The organism is Halomonas sp. DP3Y7-2 (assembly GCF_019800795.1).
Taxonomy (GTDB): Bacteria; Pseudomonadota; Gammaproteobacteria; order Pseudomonadales; family Halomonadaceae; genus Halomonas; species Halomonas litopenaei_A.
The window spans coordinates 255,669-277,532 of sequence record NZ_JAHVKJ010000008.1 but is presented as its reverse complement, the minus strand read 5'-3'; the positions used below and the strand labels follow the sequence as shown (position 1 = coordinate 277,532).

Here is a 21,864-nt window from a genome sequence, read left to right as displayed (position 1 = left end):
TCCAAGTGAAGGAAGAGACCCCCAGCGCCGAGGCCTGATACCGGTAGCGAACGTCAGACGCAAAGGTGCGACTGACGTTCGCTCGCTGGGCGGTCACCTCAGCGGCGTGAACCGCGTTCCTGCAACCAGTCCAGCGCCCCTGGAGTCGTCCGCCACTGGTCACGCATCAGGGTGCGGTACTGCCAGGCTTCGGCACGGGTGCCAGGCTCTGCCAATTGCCCATTGGGAGGCGTCGCCGCGCGCTGAGGATTGTCGCTGCACAGCAGAGAGACCGCATGGCTGTTATGGCGCTTGGCGCTCTCCAACGCGGCCGCCGCGTCGTCGAGCTGCCCCAGTCGGTACAGTGCCAGCACCTGGCCCATGTACATGCCCAACAGCGGCGCATCCTGCTCAGCGGCATCCGTTTCGCTTGCCTGCTCCAACGCCTGCCGACTCATCGACAACGCCTCGCCGTCACGGCCTTCACGCAGCAACTGGTCGAGCACCAGCTCACGCAAGCCGAGGCTGTCCTGCTCGTCCAGCGATAGCAGCAACTCGGCCAACTCACGGGAATGCTGGCGCGACCCGCGCTCCATGCCGACCACCAGGGCCAGCCCCGCGCGCAGCAGCTGCGCGTTGTCCGCCTGATCCCACTGGAAGGGACCGTCACCGCTCTGGCTGACCTGCTGCAGCCAGCGCTCAAGCCGTTCGGCCAGCGGCTCGAACAGGCTGGGCGCCATCCACGGCAGGCTGCCGAAGCGACTGGTCAATGCCAGCGACACCGATTGCAGTACTGCCGGCGAATCGAGCTGTTCGGGATTGGCACACAGCGCCGGCAACCAGACGCTGGCATTGATCCAGGGGTCTCCCAGAAATCCCATGGGGGCGTCCGGGTCCACGTCCACCTGGAAACCTTCCTGGAAGGCCGCAAACAGGGTGTCTTCCCGTGCCGTGGAGCGATACACCAGCACACCATCCTGCTGTTCAACCTTGATCGGCGGAGGCGTCGGCAGCTCAGCCAGCAGGGTCTGCAGCCCCACCAGCGGCTCGGCCAGATCCTCTTCAGCGCTCAATAGCTGGTCAGCCAGGGTAGCGCCTGGGTTGTCGGCCAGATCGGCAAGAAACTGCAACTGCTCGGGATCGAGGTCGCCCTGCCGGGTCAGACGACGCAGCCAGAAGCGTGAGCGCTCCACCGCCTCCTCGTCATTGCCTTCATGCAGCAGCAGCATGGCCTCGATGTATGCCAGGGTCGGCGAATCTGGCAGGGCCTGTTGCGCACGCACGAAGGCTGCGCGGGCACTATCCAGATCGTCATTGTCCAGATGCATCAGGCACAGCCGCTCGAGGGCGACCCCGCGCAGGAACATCGGACCTCGCTCCAGCACCTCGTCCAGCAGCGCCTCCCGCTTGCGATGGAAGCCGCGCTCCTGGAACAGGTCGAGCAGTATCTCGAAGGCCGGCTCCGCCTGCTCGGGCAATCGCTCCCAGTCCGCATTGGTGAACAGGGACTCCAGTATCTGCTGGGCACGGCCGCGCTGACCGGACTCCGCCGCGATCAGGCCCGCCTCGAGCAGCGCCTGGGCGGGGGCTCGACCGCTGGCCAGCGCCGCTTTAAGTGCGTCGCCCTTCCACTCACGCAGCGACAGCATCCACATCAGGTGTGGAGGCAGGTGGCCCGGCAGGCTGACCGCACCACAGCACTGTTTCATCTTGCGTCCGGAGTCACACCAGCAAGGCTCGTTGCGGCCGGGGCGCGCCAGGGTTTCACAGGCGAAATCGAGCCGAGCCAGCGGCGTCTGCGACCACAGCTCCGGCGCCAGCGCCTGGGCCAGCGACTTGTCGCCACCCACACAGTCCGGGCCTTGCTCCCGCGCCCAGCTCATCAGGCTGGGATAGCGTTCATCCTGCCGAATGGCTGCCAGGGCGCCAGAGGCATAGCCCAGCAGTTGATCCACCCATAACGCCAGCATCGCCCTCTCCCCTGAAATTAAAAACGGCACAGTCTAACAGTGCAGAGCTCAGCTTGGCAGACCCACGCCCTGGCCGGCGTAGGTCTGAAAGACCTGCGCTGTTCGATTCTGCATATCCAGGCGCGCCTCGAGACGCACCAGGTTCCAGTAATGTCCGTTGAGCGTGCGCGCCAACATCAACATGCCGGGCGGTGGCTGGAGACGGTCCAGCGCGCTCCATACTCTGGGACTCAGCTCGCGCAGACGCCGATGGACACGCACATCACCAAAATCCTGCAGCCCCGGCGCAAACAGCGGGGCAATGGCCTCGGCCGACTCCTGATACAACGCCAAGGGCGCGCCTTCGCCCTGCCGCCCGCCGAGTCCTCGAAGGGCCTCATCCATGGCCACAGGGTCCCGTTCCAGGGTCGCCGACAGCAGCGCCAGCATGCCCCTCAGTCGCTCCGGTGGCACCGCTATCACCGCCCCCAGGTCGTACAGGATCAAGCGACCCTGATCATCCACGGCAAAATTACCGGCATGAGGATCGGCATGCACCTCGCCATGGACGAACAGTTCCTCTGTCAGCCAGTCCGCCAGCGTGCTGGCCACGTGCTGCCGTCGTTCGTCATCGACCTGCTCGATCTCGCGCAGCGGTGTTCCCGGCACATACTCCATGGCCAGCACTCGAGACGTGCAGAGGGAGTCGACAGGTGCGGGAATGCGGATATTGCCCCAGGCGTCATAGCGCTGACGATAGCGCCTCAACATGTTGCCCTCAGCGACGTAGTCGAGCTCCTGGCGCAGGCTCTCGGCCAATTCATCGAACAAGGCATCGAGGCGACTCTGGGAGACCTTGAACCAGCGCCCCAGGCGAAGGATACGGCGGACCTGTGCCAGGTCCTGCTCCAGCACCTGCTCGAGGCCGGGGTACTGTACCTTGAGCACCACCTGCTGCCCTTCCAGGGTAGTGGCGAGATGCACCTGCCCCATGGATGCGCTGGCGAAGGGCGCGGGCTCGACATGACGAAACAGTGCCTGCAGCTCACCCAGTTCCTGCTCAAGCGTCGTCCGAATATCCTCCCACGGCGCCGGAGTGGCATTGCGCTGCAGGCGAGCCAGCTCCTCGGCGAGCTCAGGGGGCAGCAGGTCATCCCATTGGGACATGACCTGAGCCAGCTTCATGGCTGGCCCCTTCAGCTCCGACAAGCCGTCGAACAGCGACTCGCCAAGCGCCTGCCAGTCGGCATTGCCGCCTACCCGAGATCGCAGTAGCGTGGTCCCCGTGCGCACCGACAGACCCAACATACGGCGCGTTCTTCCAGCCTGTCGCATGATGCTCCTCGTGCCACCAACGGCAGCGGTCGCAGCGCTCGAGATGGCAAGACTGCCTGGTCAGCCCACTCTCGATGCATAAAAAAATGATATAAGAGTTGTACATCAATCACGTCATGGTACACCTGGCATCGCTCTTCAGATACTGGAAGAATATCCAGAAACATCCCTTCTGTGGTGCGCCATGCGATTGATCATTGCGGAAAAACCTAGCCTGGCGCGCGCCATCGCCGATGCCTTGCCCGGGGCTGCACAGAAACATGACGGCTACCTGTCCGTCGGTGACACCGAGGTCACCTGGTGTCTCGGGCATCTGCTGGAACAGGCGCCCCCGGATGCCTATGACCCAGCGCTCAAGCCATGGCGACGGGACCACCTGCCCATCGTGCCGAGTCAGTGGAAACTGGTACCGCGGCCCAAGGCACGAGGTCAGCTGGCCGTCATCCGCGCCAGAATCAAGCGCGCCAGCCAACTCGTGCACGCCGGCGACCCGGACCGAGAAGGTCAGCTGCTGGTCCAGGAGGTCATCGAGCATCTGGGCTGGAAAGGCGACGTAGCACGCCTGCTGATCAATGACCTCAACCGCCCGGCGGTCGTCAGGGCATTGTCACGTATCGGCGACAATCGGCACTACCATGCTCTCTATCGCGCGGCCCAGACCAGGGCGCGTGCCGATTGGCTCTATGGCATCAATCTGACCCGAGCCTGGACCCTGATAGGGCGACAGGCGGGTCACGATGGTGTGCTGTCGGTAGGCCGTGTACAGACACCGGTGCTCGGGCTGGTGGTGCGCCGCGACGAGGAAATTCGCCAGTTCGTCCCCTATCCGTTCCACGTGCTGTGGGCAGAGGTGCGCGTCGCCGCAGGGACCTTCAAGGCCTGGTGGGTACCGTCCGAACAGCATCGGCTGGATGAACGCGGCCGGCTGCTCGATGAGGCCCCGGCCCAGACCCTGGCCGCGCGCTTGCCTGGCAGCCAGGGTGTCGTGTCCAAGGTTGAATCCCGTCACCGGCGCCAGCCTCCCCCGCTGCCATACTCGCTGTCCGCACTGCAGGTCGATGCCGCCCGTCGTCATGGTTTGTCGGCCAAGGCGGTGCTGGATATCTGCCAGCGCCTTTACGAACGTCACCAGCTCATCACCTATCCACGCTCCGACTGCCGCTACCTGCCCCGAGAGCACTTGAAAAGCTTGCCCGGGCAGCTGGCCAGCGCCTGTCGAGATGATGCGACGCTGGGACGCTGGCTGGCCAACGCCGACATGCAGCTGCGCTCGCGCGCCTTCGATGACAGCAGGGTCGGCGCCCACCATGCTCTGGCCCCGACCGGCAAACCCTTCAGCGCAGAGCGGCTGTCCGCCCAGGAAGCCGACGTCTATCGGCTGATCGCCCGCAACGTCCTGGCACAATTCTACCCGGCCCTCGAGACCCAGGAGATCAAGGCAGAATGCCAACTCCTGGATGAGCGCTTTGCGGCGTCGGGGCAGACACTGCTGGTACCTGGCTGGAAGCCGTTGTTCACTACCCGTGACGAGGCGCCTCCGCTGCCCGCCCTGCAACAGGGGGAAACCTGCCAGGCCATCAACGCCGAGGTGGAACAGCGCGAGACACGTGCGCCAGAACCCTTCACCGACGCCAGCTTGATCAAGGCCATGATGAACATCGCCCGCTACGTGGAAGACGCCGAGGTCAAGCGCACCCTGCGAGACACCGATGGGCTGGGCACCGAAGCAACCCGCGCCGGCATCATCGAAACACTGATCGAGCGGGGCTACCTGGTGCGCAAGGCCAAGACTCTGCGAGCGACCCGCCTGGGCGTCGGCCTGATTCACTCCTTGCCGGATGCGGTCAGCAGGCCTGAACGGACGGCGCTGTGGGAGCAGCGCCTGGAGGATATCGCTGAAGCCCGAGCGGAGCCCGATCCCTTCGTGTCTCAGCTGGTGGTCGACCTCACTGCGCTGGTGGCCAGCGCCGATAGCCAGCGGTTACAGTCCGCCCTGCGCTCCGCTCAGGGTGAAGTCGCCGCCGCCACGCCCGCGAAGCGGGCTGGCACTCGCCGGCGCCGGAGCCAGCCCAGGGCCAAAAAAGGAACCAGCGCACGAGACGCCTCCAGCACCACCTCCGACGGCGGCGCCAACCGCAAGTCCAGCAGCGGCCGGGGGCGCCGCTCGCCACGCAAGGGGAACACCTGATGAGCACGCTGATCGTGGGACCGGGCGCCATTGGCCGCCTGCTGGCATGTCGCCTTAGCGCCGCAGGGCAGTCCGTGCGGCTGCTCGGCCGACGTCCGCTCCCCCGGCAACAATCACTGACGGACCCCCACGGCCAGCACCAGCGACTGCTACTCACCATCAGTACGGATCCCGGCGAGGCCTGCCAAGGCGTCGAGCGGGTCATGCTGACCACCAAGTCATACGCTACCCAGGACGCCTTTGCCGCCGTCGCCGGACATCTTGCCCCGCAGACGCCGGTGATCCTGTGGCAAAACGGCCTGCGCGTTCAGCGCCCCATCACCGAGGCCTGGACCGGGCCGGTGCTATGCGCCTCCACCACCGAAGGCGCCTATCTCGAGGACGACCACGGGGTGGTACATGCCGGTCACGGGCAAACCGTGATCGGTCATCTGGACGGCACCGCTAACCCAAGCGGCACTGAGCTTGCAGAGGCATTGGCCGCTCAACTCCGCCACGCCGGACTGGATGCCCGGGCCGTCGCAGACATCTCGGTCAGGCTGTGGCACAAGCTGGCCGTCAATGCCGCCATCAATCCCCTGGTGGCACGCCACCGAGTCCGTAACGGCGAGTTGGCACAAGCCCCCTATCGCGATGAGGTGAACACCATCATCGATGAAATCCGCCTGATTCTGGCGGCCCTGGAGATCCCCCCTCCCGCAACAGCGCTGGACGGGTCGTACCCGCTGCAGCACGGACACAGCGCCTGGCACGCCAGGGTCTGGCAGGTCATTGCGCAAACCGCCGCCAATCGCGCCTCAATGCTTCAGGACATCGAGGCGGGTCGCCCCACCGAGCACGATGCCATCCTCGGCCCGCTGCTCGACGCTGCGAGCGACGCAAACCTTCCCTGCCCTCAGCTGACGGCGTATTGGCACTTCCTGAATGCTTGAATCAGGCAAGCCTGGAGTAGCATCCACGGGCAGCGATTGCTATTTTTAGCTCCAACGCCAGCCTGGGTGCAGGCCAGGACAGCACTCGGCCCCGCGACGTTTGATGCGGCAGAACGCGACAACCAGACCACCGGCGACTGATACGCGGCAAGGCAAGGCAAGGCAAACGGCAAGGTAGATCAGACAGGACAGCCACGACGATAGTCGTAGATACTACGGTCGCTACTGTCTATAGTGAATGGCTATCCATGCTCAGCAAGGCTCTGCCGATGACGCAAATCCGGCGACAGAGACTGTCCGGCGACAGAGACTGTCAGGTGATAGAGGCCGTCCGGTGATAGTAGCTGTCTGGCGATAGAGGCAGTCCGGTGATAGTAGCTGTCCGGTGACGGCTCGAGATTCGTCACAGTCGCCACGCGCTACCTCCTTGGCGGTACGTCGTAGAAATCGGCGCTTGTTGAGAGCGGCGCTTGTGAAGAGCGGCGCTTGTGAAGAGCGGCGCTTGTGAAGAGCGACAGTCGTCAAGCAACAGAGATTCCGGCCCCGCCGAGCACGGCAGCGTGCACGGGGCCTGTAACAACGAGGCACGACCCGCCCCAGGAAGGGTCGCCATTAGCGGAGAGGCTCCGCCAGGACAACCATCATGACAGCTCCACGCTTCTTGATGTCACCCACGCGCATCGCCCACAGCGATTCGCCATCACGCTCACCGCTCGCGCGGAGACGCTCGATCACCCTGTTCCTACTGGTCAGCCTGCTGATGCTGGCGGCCCAAGGGGTCTGCGCCAACGAAAACACCACCACGTCCACCCTGGCTGACAACGACGCGGGCCAGGGGGCGACACCGGCCTTTTCTGGCATGGGTCAAGAAATCGTCAGACTCGACAGCGGCGTGCTGGTACAGGGTGACAAGGTACATACACCTGACGGCTATACCTCTGGATTCCGCCTGACAGCCGGTATGGCTCCAGAAGATGTGTCCGGCTGGGACCTGGGCGCCGAGTTGCGTTATCGACATAGCGACGATGTCCCTATGACCGCCAGCGACAGTCAACACGTGCAGGACGTTACCAGCCTGGGTGGCAGCCTGGTGGCCGGCTACCGGATCGGACAGTTCGGGGTCTACGGCAAGACCGGTATGGCACAATGGATCAGCGATCCAGTTACCGGGCGTAACACCTTCGACTCCACCAGCGGCTCTACCCGGGTGCAGGGATTTGGTGCCCGCTGGATGACATCCAGCTGGATCGGGCAGGTCGAGTTCGAGGAAGTGGATGACCGCGAGCTGGAGCACCTGAACATGATCACCGCCTCCTTTCACTTGCCCTTCTAACCCCACCCCGGGGTCCATCGGAAGGTCCTCTGCTGCACTCGTCAGCACTTTGCCAGCGCTCTCCCAGCGCTCTCCCACCACTTCGCCCACTCGCGGACGCCCCCGAGGCAGCTGAAGACCTGCTTGCCCTGAATAGGACACCCATCTCTGAGTCGATATCGACTCACAGAGGCTTGACGCGGCAACCATGAGCCACTTTCAGTCGTAAGTCGCGCCATGCGACATACTTTATCTCATTGTTTCATAAATCTTTTTCTCGAAATGGCCCATGATTCGCTAGATGCTGTGGCATAACACAACATCACAAGGAAATGCTGCCATGACGTCTTCGTCGCGCCCTGTCGATATCGATGCCCAGCGGTTGTGGGACAGCCTGATACAAATGGCCAAGATCGGCCCGTCACCCAACGGCGGCAACCGGCGACTTGCCATGACTGAGGAAGACGCAGCAGGCCGGCGTCTGCTGCTGGATTGGATTGAAGCCATCGGCTGTAGCTGGAGCCGGGACAAGGCAGGCAACCTGTTTATCCGGCGCAGTGGCCGCGAGGACGACCTGCCGGCAGTGTCCATGGGCAGCCACCTGGATACACAGCCCCTGGGAGGTCGATTCGACGGCATTCTCGGCGTGCTTGGCGGCCTGGAAGTACTGCGCAGCTTGCATGAGCGCGACATCGTCACCCGGCGTCCACTGCAACTGATCGTATGGACCAACGAGGAAGGCAGCCGCTTCGCTCCTGCCATGGGCGGTAGTGGCGTATGGTCCGGCCGCCTGGACGCCGCCACCTTCTTCAACGCCAAGGACAGCCAGGGCATCACCCTGGCCGACGCCATCGAGGCCTGCGGCGAGGCCGGCGATCAAGCCTTGGGCGAACCCGACCTTGACGCCTACTTCGAGCTGCATATCGAGCAAGGACCGGTACTTGAGGAACAAGGCCATGCCGTGGGTATCGTCACCGGCGTGCAAGGTATTCGCTGGTACGACATCCGTCTGACGGGACAGTCGGCTCACGCTGGCCCCACCCCGATGAGCTACCGGCACGACCCGCTGCTGGCTGCCACTCGGTTGATACAGCGCATGCGCGAGGAGGTCATGGCCGACTCCGAAGGTGCCGCGCGCTTGACGGTGGGGGACTTCAAGGTCATCGAGCCTTCCCGCAACGTGGTGCCCGGTGAGGTGGAGCTGACGATCGACCTTCGTCATGTCAGCGATAGCGAGCTTGACGCCTTGGACGCTGCGCTTGAGCGCATCGCCCACGAGTCCGCCGAGGCCGAGGGCGTGACGCTGAGCTTCGAGCGGCGCTGGCATTCCCCGGTCACGCCCTTTGACCCGGTGCTGATCGACGCCTTGCGCGATGCCGTCGAGGCCCGCCAACTCGATGCTCCCTGCATGATGAGTGGCGCAGGCCACGATGCGGTGCACCTGTCCCATGTCACCCCGACGGTCATGATCTTCGTGCCCTGCCGCGACGGCATCAGCCACAACGAGGCAGAGTACGCGGAGCCGGAGCACTGTGCACTGGGTACCCAGCTGCTGTGCGATGCCGTCATCGCCAGGGCCGAGCGTGAGGATAGCTGAGCAATCGAGTCTAATTCGACTCAAATGAGTTGATATAGACTCAAACGAGCTCTAGCGAGGTGGGCAGCGATGCGCTGTCCCCTCGCTCACAACGCCAACCACCGCTATGACGATGCACGCCATGATCTTCATGGCGGCGAGCCTCTCCGTCACGCTCGTACACAGTGTCGATCGTCACAGCCACAGTCCTCACAGCAATCTTCACAGCAACAGTCTTCACAGCAACAGTCTTCACAACAATGGTCTTTACAACGATGGTCCCTACAACGACAACCCAACAGGGAGTCTGGCTCCCATGAGCAGTGTCTCGATGCATGATCAGATTCGCACGCTCATCAACGAACGGCGTGATGACTACATCTCACTACTGAGCGAATGGGTTCAGGAGGCGACGCTTCCCGGCCACGAGCAGCACTATCAGCAGCGCATTGCTGAGCGCTACCAAGCGCTGGGGCTGGATACCGACCTGTGGGAAATCGATATCGACACCCTCGCTGACAACCCCTACTTCCATTGCCAGAGAGATAGCCTGGCCGGTAGCCCCAATGTCGTGGGCACCTGGAAAGGCGCTGGCGGTGGCCGCTCGCTGATCCTCAATGGCCACGTCGACGTAGTGCCGGAGGGTGATCATGACCAGTGGCAGGATCACCCCTTCTCCGGCCATGTCAGCGACGGCTGCCTGTTCGGTCGCGGCGTCACCGACATGAAAGGCGGTAACCTGTCTGCCTTGATAGCGGTGGAAACCCTGATGGCACTGGGCATCCGCCTGAAGGGCGACGTCATTGTGCAAAGCGTGGTCGAGGAAGAGGCTGGCGGCGCTGGTACCCTGGCGGCTCTGGAGCGAGGCTACACCGCGGATGCGGCTCTGATCCCCGAGCCCAGCGAGCAGAAGTTGTTTCCGCGCCAGCAAGGGTCGCGCTGGTTCAGGCTGACGGTGTCCGGGGTCAAGGCGCATGGCGGCACCCGCTATGAGGGCGTCAGCGCGCTGGAGAAAAGCGTTCCCGTGATTCAGGCGATCCAGGCCCTGGAGGCACGCCGCAACGCCGAGCTGGATGACCCTCTCTACGCCGGTGTACCGATTCCTCTGCCGATCAATCTCGGCCGCATCGCCGGTGGAGATTGGCCGTCCAGCGTGCCGGACGATATCACCATGGAAGGCCGTATCGGTGTCGGCCCCGGTGAGACCGTGGCGGCTGCCGAACAGTCCCTGCGGGACGCCATGTCAGCCTTGGCAGAGGTCGACGACTGGTTCATCGACCACCCGGTAGACGTCACCTTCTACGGTGCCTGCTGGCAGCCAGGGGGCATCGATATGGACAACCCCTTGGTGACACAGCTCGCCGATGCCTTCGAGCGGGTCCACGGCCGCCAGCCGGCGGTGCAGGCCTCGCCCTGGGGAACCGATGGCGGGTTGCTGTCCCAGTACGGCATTCCGGCGCTGGTGTTCGGCCCAGGCATCACTCGACTGGCCCACCATCCCGATGAGCACATTCGCTTGGACGATGTCTTTGCCGTGGCCGAAATCATGGCGCTGACCTTGATGGACTGGTGTGAACTGGCCGACACCTGATCCGCTGACCCGATGACAGGACGGGCTAGGCGTGCGCGCTATACCCGCCCCACAACAAGAGGCTTTTCGATGGATTTCCACCCCCACGTGCTGTTTCTGTTTGCCAACGCCTTCCTCACGACGGCACTTTCCGTCGCGATTGTCGGCGTCATTCTGGTCAGGGAGTATCGCCCGACCATTCGCCGGCTCAAGCAAGGCGCTCAACCCGACAGCGCGCCTCAATCTGGGCAGCCCAGCCCTCAGCAAACCAGGAGCCCGTCACCACAGCCCGAGACTTCCCGGGGCTGACCCCTTTGCCAACCCAAGGGAAGTGCTGAAGACATCGGTCCAGCGCCACGAGACGCCAAGCGCCCACAGCGCAGCGAATTGGCGGCGCAGGCATTTGCTGCCGCATTTCCCTAACACAACCACAACCTGTAACAAGAGAGACCTGCCATGACTCTGGCAATCTTCGCTACCGTACTCACCGCCTACGTGGCGGTGGCGGCACTGCTCGCCCGTCGTATCAAGAACAAGGACGACTTCTATGTGATGGGCGAGCAGGGTTCGACGCTGCTGATCGTCGGCACCCTGGCTGCGACCTTCCTGAGTGCGGTGACCCTGATGGGCATCGCCGGCATTTCCTACAGCGAGGGGCCCCTGGTGATCGCGGCGCTAGGCTCCTTCGGTGCCTGGGTCGGCACCCTGATCGCGGTGGTCTTCATCGGGCGCAAGCTCAAGGCGCTCAACTGCCGCACCATGATGGACTTCTTCGACTATCGCTTTAACAACAAATGGGTCAGCGTGGTGGCGTTGATCCTGATGGTCGTGGGCCTGCTCGGCTACGGCATCATCCAGCTGATTGGTGCGGGCCTGGTACTGGCCGAGATCATCGACATCCCGTTCCCGGTGATCATCGTCGCCTTTACCCTGGCCCTGCTGGCTTTCTGCTCGCTGTCCGGCATGTATGGCGTGGTCTACACCGACACCATGATGTTCTTCACCATGCTGGCCATAGCCTTCGTCATTGCCCCGCTACTGATCGGCGATGCGGGCTTTGATGCCATGAAGGGCCTTGGCGAAACGCTGCCCGGCTTCTGGACCATCGGTGGCGCCAATGAGCGTCCGCTGGGCTGGTCCATCTCGCAGTTCCTGGTGTGGATCCTGTTCTTCGCCTGTACCCCTGCACTGGTCTCCCGCGTGTTTCCGGCCAAGAACGACTTCGTGATCCTCAAGGTCGCGGTGATCGGGGTGTTCTTTGCCCCCGCCATGCAGCTGCTGGTGTTTCTTGCCGCCGCCGCCATGCAAGTCATTCAGCCGGGTATCGAGCCGACTGACCGGGCCATGATTGTCGGCTTCATGGAACACACCAATCCGACCCTGGCCGGCATCGGCCTGGCGGGTCTGATGGCCTCCATCATGTCCACGGCGTCCACCCTGTTCGTGCTGACAGGCTTTGCCCTGGCGCGAGACCTCTACGAAAAGCTGTTTGACCGCCAGGTCAGCGAGCGCAAGGGGGTCGTCCTGGGTCGCATCTCCCAGGCGGTGGTGGCACTGATCGTCTGCGCGGTGGCGATCTCGCGCCCCGCCGGCATCTACTGGATCTCCATCTATGCCGGTGCCATCTTCGCCGTGGCCTGGCTGCCGACCATCGTGGCTGCGCTCCACTGGCGCCGGATGAGCGCCAACGCCGCGCTGGCCTGCATGCTGGTGGGCTCGATCACCTTCATTGTGGTGGGCGAGCTGGAACGTCATGGTCTGCTGGCACTGCCGCTGCACATCGACAACCTGCAGGTCGCCATTCTGCTCGGCACCCTGGCGCTGATTGCCGTGGGACTCAAGAGCCAGCCCTCGGACTATGAGTTGAAGGTGTTCGACGACATCCGCGCCCGGCGGCTGTCCGACACCACCATCCGCGACATCCTGGCCCGCCCGAACGGCGCCAAGGCACTTATCCGCGAATACCGCCAGGTGTGGTTCATCATGGTGCTGTTCGTGGTCATCGCCGGCGCGCTGTGGGGCTACCTGTTCAGCCAGCTTGGGCTGTAACAGCAGGCTGAGGGGCTGCTGAGCCCCTCTCCCATCTTTACTAACGCTCGCTCCGGGCACACCATGACCCACCTGGTCACTGTCCGGAGCCTCGATGAACCACGGCACCCTCATGCCCGATCAACTGCTGGCCATCCTCAATGCACTCGAGGATGGCATTTTCATTACCGACCTCGAGGGACGCGTGCTGTGGGTCAACCAGGCCAGCCTGTCCCAGCTCGAGACCACCGAAGCACGGCTGTATGCCAGCGACGTCTACACTCTGGAGCAGGAAGGCGTGTTTTCTCCGTCGGTCACCCGCTTCGTGATCGATGAACGCAGGCCCGTCAGTGTCGTGCACCGCTATCGCGGCAAGGACTATCTGGTGAACGGCAGCCTGTTCTGCCTGAACTCAGGCTCTCCCGCCGAGCCCGATGCCGTGCTGGTACAGACACGCAATCTGGACCGTGACGTGCTGGCCTCCCGCTCCCCGGACACCACGCAAGCATTGCTTGACCATGTCATGCACCAGCTCAAGCGCATTCGCCAAGAGCAGGTCGCCAGCGAGACCAGTCCGGCCTCACCCAGCCGCAGTCCGCGCTATCGCCAGTGCCTGGAACGCCTGGACCGAGCCGCCGCCAGCGATACCACCGTGCTGGTCACGGGGGAAACCGGGGTCGGCAAGAGCTGGCTGGTCAATCGCCTGCACCAGTACAGCCCGCGCTCCGACAAACCGCTGATTCACGTCAACTGCGCCGCCATCCCCGAAGCGCTGCTGGAGGCCGAACTGTTCGGCCACCGCAGTGGCGCCTTTACCGGCGCCCATCGTGATGGTCGCGTCGGCTATGTCGCCCTGGCAGAAGGCGGCACGCTGTTTCTCGACGAGATCGGTGAGCTGCCGCTGCCGCTGCAACCCAAGTTGCTGCAACTGCTGCAGGAACGTCAGTACCATCCGTTGGGGGGCAAGGTGCAGAAGGCCAACGTGCGTATCGTGGCTGCCACCAATGCTGACCTGGCGACCCGGGTCCAGGACGGAAGCTTTCGCCCTGACCTGTTCTATCGCCTCAATATCGTGCCCATCGAGGTGCCGCCACTGCGCGAGCGCCCCGAGGACATACCCCGCCTTGCCACGCAGCTGCTGAAGGACATTGCACAACGCCACAAGCGTCACCTGAGCCTTGAACGCGCCGCCTTGAGAGCGCTGAGCCGCTATCACTGGCCGGGAAACGTGCGGGAGCTGGAGAACCTGCTGGAACGCATGAGCGTCTTTTGCGAAGGCAGCACCATCGGCGTGGCCGATCTGGCCCTGGACCTACCCGAACTGAAGCCGAGTACTGCCGCTGATGCCACGACGTCCCACGGCACGCTGCTGGCAACGCTTGAAGACAGTGACCCACAGCCACTGCCTGAGCGCCTGGCAGCATTGGAGCGGGCGGCCATCGATCAGGCCCTCGAACAGCATGGCAGCACGCGCAAGGCCGCCGAGGCACTAGGAGTCAGCCAATCCTGGTTGATGCGCCGCCTCAGGAAGGGGTGAAGGCCTCAGTTGAGCGCATATCCCTGTGGGCTGGCATACCTTGCACCTCACACTATCTGCCCGGCCATATGGCCGGGCAGATAGTGTGGGCATCGCTAACAGCGCGCTACATGGTCGTCGTCAGCCGGTGTTACGCAGCCCGGCGGCGATACCTGCCATGGTGACCATCAGGGCACGGGACAGATCCGCGCTGATGGCACCGTCCGCGTCACGATTACGCTGCAGCAGTTCGGCCTGCAAGCCGTGCAGCGGATCGATGTACGGGTTGCGCACTTCGATGGCCTGACGAATCAACGGCGTCTTCTCCAGCAATTCCTGCTGGTCGAGGATCTTCAGCAGCTCTTCATGGAGCTTGCGGAAACGCTCCCGCAGCCGCTGACCCAGCGCCTCGAGACTGGGTTCGTCGACCAGTCGATGCTCGTAGTAGGCCGCCAGCTCCACGTCGGCCTTGGCCAGCAGCATCTCCAGCATATCCAGGTAGGTACCGAAGAAGGGCCACTGCTCACGCATCTCTTGCAGGACATCCAGGCCACCTGGTTCGGCCAGGCGCGTGGCGAAGGCCTCGCCGGTGCCCAGCCAGGCGGGCAGCATCAGGCGAATCTGGGTCCAGGCGAAGATCCAGGGAATGGCGCGCAGGGTCTCGACGCCACCATCCTGGCGCCGCTTGGTCGGACGCGAGCCCAGGGGCAGGCGACCCAGCGCACCTTCCGGGGTGACCGCGCGGAAATACGGCACGAAGTCCGGATCCTTGCGCACCACGCCGACATAAGCACCGTGGGCGATCTCGGCCAGCCGGTCCATCTCGTCACGCCAGGCGGGCTTGGGCTTGGGCGGCGGCAGCAGCGAGGCCTCGAGCACCGCGCAGGCATAGATTTCCATGGAACGCAGGGCAATGTCCGGCTGGCCAAACTTGAAGCGAATCATCTCGCCCTGCTCGGTCACCCTGAGGCTGCCGTTGACCGACCCCGGCGGCTGCGAAAGGATCGCCGCGTGGGAAGGACCACCGCCGCGACCCACGGTACCACCGCGACCGTGGAACAGGGTGAGATCGACCGCGTGCCGCTGACACACGTCGACCAGCGCTTCCTGGGCGCGATACTGCGCCCAGGCCGCTGCCAGTTGCCCGGCATCCTTGGCCGAGTCGGAATAACCGATCATCACCTCCTGACTGTCACCTGCAAACTGGCGATAGCCAGGCAACGCCAGCAGCCGGTCGATCACATCGCCCGCACGGTTCAGGTCATCGAGGGTCTCGAACAGCGGCGCGATGGGCATGCCCACGCGACCGCCGACTTCTTTCATCAGCAGTGCCACCGTCAACACGTCCGAGGGCTGGCCTGCCATGGAGATGATATAGGTGCCCAGTGCCTCGCCGTGCTCGGCGGCCACCACCTGGAAGGTGTCCAGGGTCTCGCGGGTCTCCGCCGAACATTCCCAGCGACGCGGAATCAGCGGCCGCGCGGATTCAAGCTCCGCCAGCAGGAAGGCCTGGCGCTGCTCCTCGCTCCAGTCGCGATAGTTGCCAAGCCCCAGGTCGTGGGTCAGCTCTTCCATCACCTGGGCGTGACGTCCGGCTTCCTGGCGCAGATCCAGCTTGGTCAGGGTGACGCCAAATACCGCCACCCGGCGCAGGGTATCCAGCAGCACGCCGTTGGCGATGGTGTCCAGGCCGACGTCACACAGCGAGCGATAGCAGGCCAGCAGCGGCGCATACAGCTGATCACGGGTCTCGATGATCGGCCCACCGTCGTAGCTCTTGCCGTCCAGCTCTGCCTTGGCCCAGTCGCGGGTCGCCTCGACCTTCGTCACCAGGCGCTTGAGCAGCTCCCGATAGGGCTCAGCGACATTGCCGACCTCGGCACGCAGGGCACTGTTGGTGCTCCACATGGACAGCTCGATCTTGAGCTGTTCGAGATCACGCAGATAGAGATCCGCCGCCATCCAGCGCCCCAGCAGCAGCACTTCCCGGGTAACCCGGGCGGTGACATTGGGGTTGCCGTCGCGATCGCCGCCCATCCACGAAGCGAAGCGCAGCGGCGCAGCGTCTAGCGGCAGGCGCTCACCGGCGCTCTCCAGCAACAGGTTGTCGAGGTCTCGATGGAAATCCGGCACCGCCTGCCACAGGGAATTCTCGATCACCGCGAAGCCCCATTTGGCCTCGTCCACCGGGGTCGGCCGATCGTGGCGAATCTCGTCGGTGTGCCAGGCCTGGCTGATCAACTCTTCGAGCCGCCCCTTGGCCCGTGCCGCGCGCTCGGGGTATTCACCAGAGGATTCGATCGCGGTCAGGCAGTCATCGATCGCGTCGTACTTCTGGATCAACGTGCGCCGGATGACCTCCGTCGGATGCGCCGTCAGCACCAGCTCGACGCGCATGTTAGCCAGCGTCTCGACCAGCTTGCGCGGGGTATGACCCTCCTTGCGCGCCCGCTCGAGCAGTTCGCCCAGTACCGGCTGCATCCCTGGCTTGTAGTCTTCGACCCGACGAAAGCGCGCGCGGTAGTGCTGCTCGGCGATGTTGGCCAGATTGAGGAACTGATTGAAGGCGCGGGTGACCGGCAAAAGGTCCTTCTCCGGCAGGCGACGCAGATACTCGATGAGTTCCTGCTGGCCGGCCTCCTCTCCCTGGCGTCCCCGCTTGGCCAGTCCGCGAATCGTTTCAATGCGCGAGACAAACCCCGGGCCGAGGTCATCGGCAATCGTGCGTCCCAGGCTGTCACCGAGAATGCGGACGTTGTCACGCAGGGATTCGTGCAGGTCGTGGCTCATGGGGTCTCCTTGTCTATTGTGTCCAGCGGGACCCCTGACGCCGGCCCCACTACGTTGTGGTGGTAAGGTGCCCGTGGATCAGTCGGCGCCAGCCAAGCCCTGGTGTGGCGGCGAGGCCTGCTCGCGTTCTGGCTGCTCGCGCTCCAGCCGCTTCGCCTCCTGCCAGCGCTCTTCCATCTGTTCGAGGGAGGCACGCTCCAGCGCCGTGCCCTGCTCCACCAGTGCCCTTTCCATATAACGAAAGCGCCGTTCAAAGCGTCCGTTGGTGCCCCTGAGGCAGGCCTCCGGGTCGACGCCAAGCCGGCGTGCCAGGTTGACCGTGGCAAACAGCAGATCACCCACCTCACTGGCAGCGTGGTCGTGATCGCCGGCCTCCAGGGCCTCGCGCACCTCGGCCAGTTCTTCCTCCAGCTTGTCCATCACTCCAGCCGCATCGGGCCAGTCGAAGCCGGCCCGCGCCGCCCGCTTGGACAGCTTGGACGCGCGGCTGAGGGCAGGCAGTGTGCGCGGCACATCATCCAGCGCCGATACATGACGGGCCTCGCCCTCGGCACGGCTCTCCCGCTCAGCCGCCTTCAGCGACTCCCAGCGCGACTTCACCTGACGCGTCTCGACCTCGGCCGCGGACTCACCCTGCCGGCGAGACTCCAGGGTGCCGTCCACAAACACATGTGGGTGGCGCTTGAGCATCTTGTCGGCCAGCACATGCACCACATCATGGAAATCGAAACGCCCTTCCTCGCGGCCGAACTGACTGTAGTAGACCACTTGAAACAGCAGATCCCCCAACTCACCAGGAAGCTCGTCAAACGCCCGGCGCTCGATGGCGTCAGCCACCTCGTAGGCTTCCTCCAGGGTGTGGGGCACGATGGAGTCCCAGTGCTGCTTGACGTCCCACGGGCAGCCCTGTTGAGGGTCCCGCAGCACGCGCATCAGCGTGAGCAGATCGTCGATGTCGTAGCGTCGACTCATCCTCGCGACCTCCCCTGGGCGCGCTTGCGCTTTACCTCGATGATGTTGGGCAACTGCTGGATCCGCGAGAACAGTCGCTCCAGCGTCTCCAGACCATCCACCTCGGCGGTGATCGACAGCCTGGCGATGCCATCGTCGGTATCGGTGCGCGTATTCACCGACAGCACGTTGACCTTGTCCTGGCCCAGCACGGCAGTGACATCCCGCAGCAGGCCGGACCGGTCCCAGGCAAGGATCTCGATGTCGACCGGATACTGGTTGCTCGCCCGCGACCCCCACTCGACTTCAATGACCCGCTGGGGCTCGTCGACCCTCAGTTGCAAGATATTGGGACAGTCCTGACGATGAATCGACACCCCACGCCCCTGGGTAATGAAGCCGACAATCGGCTCCCCGGGCATCGGATGGCAGCAATTGGCCATGTTGGTCTTGAGATTGCCCACCCCCAGCACCGTGATGTCGCCATCCGGGGTCTTGGCGGGACGCTGACGCTGCTTGGCCAGCAGTCGGTCCAGGTGTTCCTGCTCGTCGCTGTCGCCGAACAGCTGCTGGGCCTGATGCAGCACCTGACCGATGCGCAGATCCCCGGCGCCAAGCGCAGCATACATGTCATCTGCGTTGGCGTAGTTGACCTTCTTCGCCAGGGTGTCCAGATCCATGTCGTGCACATCGAGACGTTTCATCTCACGCTCGAACAGTGCCTTGCCTTCCTCGACGTTCTGGTCTCTGGCCTGGTGCTTGAACCAGGACTGAATCTTGGCCCTGGCCCTGGAAGTGCGCACGAAACCCAGATTCGGATTGAGCCAGTCACGGCTTGGCGCGCTCTTGTTGGCGGTAAGGATCTCCACCTGCTGGCCAGTCTTGAGCTTGTACGTCAGCGGCACAATGCGTCCGTTGACCTTGGCACCGCGACAGCGATGCCCGACCTCGGTATGCACCCGGTAGGCAAAGTCGATGGGGGTGGCGACCCGTGGCAAGTCGATGACATGACCATCCGGGGTGAACACATAGATGCGATCCGGAGCTACATCGCTGGTCAGGCCCTCTCGCAGATCGCCGAACTCGCCGACCTCCTCGTGCCATTCCAGCACCTGGCGCAGCCAGGCGATCTTCTCTTCGTAGCTGTCGCTGCGGGCGTTGGTGTCGTGGCCCTTGTAGCGCCAGTGGGCACACACGCCCAGCTCCGCTTCTTCGTGCATGGCGAAGGTGCGAATCTGGATCTCGAGCACCTTGTTTTCCGGACCGATGACCGCCGTATGAAGCGACTGGTAGCCGTTCTTCTTGGGATTGGCGATGTAGTCGTCGAACTCGTCCGGCACCGTGTGCCAGCGGGAATGGACAATACCGAGCATGGTGTAGCAGTCCTGGACGCTCGGCACCAGAATGCGGACCGCGCGAACGTCATGGACCTGGGAGAAGTCGATCCGCTTGCGCTTCATCTTGCGCCAGATCGAAAAGATATGTTTTGCCCGCCCATCCACCTGGAAATCATGGATACCCTGCGCCGACATCAACGTCTTGAGGGTGTCCACCACTTCCTGAATATACCGATCACGGTCCAGGCGCTTCTCGGCCAGCTGCCGCGCCACGGTCTTGTAGTCGTCCTCATGCAGGTAGCGGAACGACAGGTCCTCGAGCTCCCACTTGAGGTGACCGATGCCCAGACGATGCGCCAGCGGTGCATAGATATCGAAGACTTCTCGAGCGACCCGGACCTGCTTCTCCCGCGGCGCGTCCCGAACCTGACGAAGGGCGCAGGTACGCTCGGCAATCTTGATCAATGCCACGCGAACGTCATCGATCATGTTGACCAGCATCTTGCGCAGATTATCCTGCTGATCCTGCTGCTGCAGCCCCGGTGTGCTGGTCTGGGTGTTGCTGATGGCAGCCATCTGCAGCACGCCTTGAATCAAGCGGGCAACCTCATCACCGAAGCGCTTGGCCACCTGCTCGGGCTGGATCAGCTTCTCACGCACAGCACGATAGAGCACCGCCGCCTCGATGGCGGTCTGGTCCAGCCGCAGCTCACCCAGAATGTCCGCCATCTCGAGCCCCATGCGGAAGCTTGAGCCATCCTTCAGCCAGGACTTGTGGGGGCGCTCCGACGTCTGCTCCAGCGACTCCGCCAAGCGGCAGGCCTCAGCAAGCTCACTGGCGTCAGCGAGTTTGACATCCTCCTGCAGCCGCGCCACCCACTGGTCGATATCGACCCGACCCTCCGCATTCAGCGGCTGGTCTTCCCGCACTTTAACCATCTCTCCTGACTCCTTGGCGTGGCGACGACGTTGGACGCTCGAGCAACACCATCGACTCCAGGTGCGAGGTGTGCACGAACATGTCTGCCATGGCCACTCGTCGCAGACGATAGCCTCCCTGCAACAAATGTGCCGTATCGCGAGAAAGGGTGGAGGGATCGCAAGCAATATACAAGACCCTGGGCACCGTACTTTTGGCCAGTGCCCGACATAATGCCTCGGCGCCATCACGGGGCGGGTCAAGCACCACCACGCCGATGGACGGGTCTTGCAACAGCCTCTCCACCTGGGTCTGGTCATGCAGATTGGCCTGGTCGGCCGCCACATCAACGCCAACGCGCTGGGCATTGTCGCGCAAGCGCTCGACCATCTGCGCAGCGCCCTCCCAGGCCGCGACCTGATACCCGGCCGCCGCCAGGGGAAGGCTGAAATTGCCGATGCCCGCGAACAGGTCCAACAGGGGCTCGTCTGGCGTCCCAGGCGCGCCAAGCCACGCCAGGGCGGTCGCCACCATCAGTCGATTGACCTCGTCATTGGCCTGCAGAAAATCGCCGGGCGCAATCCCCAGCGCCATGCTGCCATGGGCGGATGGCACCTGCACGGTGAGCGCGGCGCGGGGCTCGATCACCCAGGCAAAGGCCGGCGACTGCCGGCCGGACAGCAGCGCCAGGGCCACCCCGTGGTGCTCTGCCCATTGCTGCCAGAGGTCGAGATCTTGCGCATGCTCGCGCAGCTGGCGGACCACCAAGGTCACCTGATCGTCACTGGCGAGAAGTTCCACGTGTCCCACCAGCCGCGGTGATGCCAGGGCCGACAGCTGCTGGTGCAACGCTGGCAGCAGTGCCGCCAGCTCTGGCACCAACACGGTGCACGAGGTCACCGACACCAGGCGGTGACTGCGCCTGGCACGAAAGCCCATGTGGACGACGCCTTCGGCATCGACCCTGACGCCAAGACGCGCGCGACGCCGATACCCCTCCGTATCGGTCGCCAGCACCTCGATACTGTCGATCTCTGCCTGGATCCCCTGGCGAGCCAGCAGATCGGACAACACCGCGGCCTTGTGCCGGCGCTGACCGCTGCGGGACAAGTGCTGCAGATCACAGCCGCCACAGCGGTCATTGTAGGGGCACGGTGGCGTAACCCGGTCCGGCGAGGGGTCGATCAGCTGGCGTACATGCGCCTCATCAAAACGCTTGCGCGTCAGGTGAACCGCCACCTCGACGCGCTCGCCAGGCAGGGCAGCGTCGATGAAGACCGTCTTGCCGTCCGCGCCTCGGGCAATTCCTCTGCCATCATGGGCCAGGCCGTGAACGTCGACCAGGCCCTCTTGGGCCAGCTCCTGGTGTGCCATTCCCTTGGCAGCTTGCGACGGAGCCGCTTGACGCTCCCTGGCCTGCTGGCCGGAAAGTCCAGAGCCACCAGAGGCACGACGCGGCGGACGGCGTTTTCCCAATCCCAC

General features: G+C 63.9%; 15 protein-coding genes. 8 read left to right on the top strand and 7 right to left on the bottom strand.

Features of this window, described 5'->3' with window-relative positions; genetic code table 11:
* Positions 1-98: 98 nt before the first annotated feature.
* Complete coding sequence (locus KUV45_RS11075; protein ID WP_206937721.1) at positions 99-1,949, bottom strand: SEC-C domain-containing protein; 1,851 nt, start codon at positions 1,947-1,949, stop codon at positions 99-101.
* Positions 1,950-1,997: 48 nt separating this feature from the next.
* Positions 1,998-3,263, bottom strand: a complete 1,266-nt coding sequence (locus tag KUV45_RS11070; protein WP_222163066.1) for an AarF/ABC1/UbiB kinase family protein — start codon at positions 3,261-3,263, stop codon at positions 1,998-2,000.
* A 184-nt stretch (positions 3,264-3,447) separates the two neighbouring features.
* Here KUV45_RS11070 and KUV45_RS11065 point away from each other — a divergent pair, with 184 nt between their 5' ends.
* Both KUV45_RS11065 and KUV45_RS11060 read left to right on the top strand, forming a co-directional pair.
* Positions 3,448-5,451 carry a DNA topoisomerase III gene (locus KUV45_RS11065; RefSeq protein ID WP_222163065.1) on the top strand — a complete coding sequence of 668 codons (2,004 nt, stop codon included), beginning with the start codon at positions 3,448-3,450 and terminating at the stop codon, positions 5,449-5,451.
* Positions 5,451-6,383, top strand: coding sequence for a ketopantoate reductase family protein (locus tag KUV45_RS11060; protein ID WP_222163064.1), 933 nt, complete (start codon positions 5,451-5,453; stop codon positions 6,381-6,383). Before KUV45_RS11065 ends, KUV45_RS11060 begins: the two co-directional genes overlap by 1 nt.
* Before the next feature lie 242 nt (positions 6,384-6,625).
* Here KUV45_RS11060 and KUV45_RS11055 read toward each other — a convergent pair whose 3' ends face one another.
* Positions 6,626-6,799: a hypothetical protein gene (locus tag KUV45_RS11055; RefSeq protein ID WP_222163063.1), complete on the bottom strand. Its 174-nt coding sequence runs from the start codon at positions 6,797-6,799 to the stop codon at positions 6,626-6,628.
* 227 nt (positions 6,800-7,026) lie between these two features.
* Between KUV45_RS11055 and KUV45_RS11050 the strand changes: the two genes are divergently transcribed.
* The 6 genes from KUV45_RS11050 to KUV45_RS11025 all read left to right on the top strand — a co-directional run bounded on the left by KUV45_RS11050 (position 7,027) and on the right by KUV45_RS11025 (position 14,406).
* Positions 7,027-7,716: a hypothetical protein gene (locus KUV45_RS11050; RefSeq protein ID WP_222163062.1), complete on the top strand. Its 690-nt coding sequence runs from the start codon at positions 7,027-7,029 to the stop codon at positions 7,714-7,716.
* Positions 7,717-8,035: 319 nt separating this feature from the next.
* Positions 8,036-9,292: a M20 family metallo-hydrolase gene (locus KUV45_RS11045; protein WP_222163061.1), complete on the top strand. Its 1,257-nt coding sequence runs from the start codon at positions 8,036-8,038 to the stop codon at positions 9,290-9,292.
* Positions 9,293-9,587: 295 nt separating this feature from the next.
* Positions 9,588-10,862 carry a peptidase gene (locus tag KUV45_RS11040; RefSeq protein ID WP_222163060.1) on the top strand — a complete coding sequence of 425 codons (1,275 nt, stop codon included), beginning with the start codon at positions 9,588-9,590 and terminating at the stop codon, positions 10,860-10,862.
* 69 nt (positions 10,863-10,931) lie between these two features.
* Entirely contained in the window at positions 10,932-11,150 is a 219-nt protein-coding gene (locus KUV45_RS11035) for a hypothetical protein (protein ID WP_206937697.1), read from the top strand.
* A gap of 147 nt (positions 11,151-11,297) precedes the next feature.
* Positions 11,298-12,890, top strand: coding sequence for a sodium:solute symporter family protein (locus KUV45_RS11030; protein ID WP_206937694.1), 1,593 nt, complete (start codon positions 11,298-11,300; stop codon positions 12,888-12,890).
* A 94-nt stretch (positions 12,891-12,984) separates the two neighbouring features.
* Positions 12,985-14,406, top strand: coding sequence for a sigma-54-dependent Fis family transcriptional regulator (locus KUV45_RS11025; protein ID WP_222163059.1), 1,422 nt, complete (start codon positions 12,985-12,987; stop codon positions 14,404-14,406).
* Positions 14,407-14,526: 120 nt separating this feature from the next.
* Here the strand turns inward: KUV45_RS11025 and ppc are convergent, their stop codons facing one another.
* The 4 genes from ppc to rlmD form a co-directional block, all read right to left on the bottom strand.
* The gene (gene ppc, locus KUV45_RS11020; protein ID WP_222163058.1) at positions 14,527-17,175 is read right to left on the bottom strand and encodes a phosphoenolpyruvate carboxylase; all 2,649 of its coding nucleotides are present in this window, start codon (positions 17,173-17,175) and stop codon (positions 14,527-14,529) included.
* Between the two features lie 78 nt (positions 17,176-17,253).
* Positions 17,254-18,147, bottom strand: a complete 894-nt coding sequence (gene mazG / locus KUV45_RS11015) for a nucleoside triphosphate pyrophosphohydrolase (RefSeq protein WP_222163057.1) — start codon at positions 18,145-18,147, stop codon at positions 17,254-17,256.
* Positions 18,144-20,402, bottom strand: a complete 2,259-nt coding sequence (gene relA, locus KUV45_RS11010; RefSeq protein WP_222163056.1) for a GTP diphosphokinase — start codon at positions 20,400-20,402, stop codon at positions 18,144-18,146. Before relA ends, mazG begins: the two co-directional genes overlap by 4 nt.
* Entirely contained in the window at positions 20,395-21,864 is a 1,470-nt protein-coding gene (rlmD, locus tag KUV45_RS11005; protein WP_222163055.1) for a 23S rRNA (uracil(1939)-C(5))-methyltransferase RlmD, read from the bottom strand. Before rlmD ends, relA begins: the two co-directional genes overlap by 8 nt.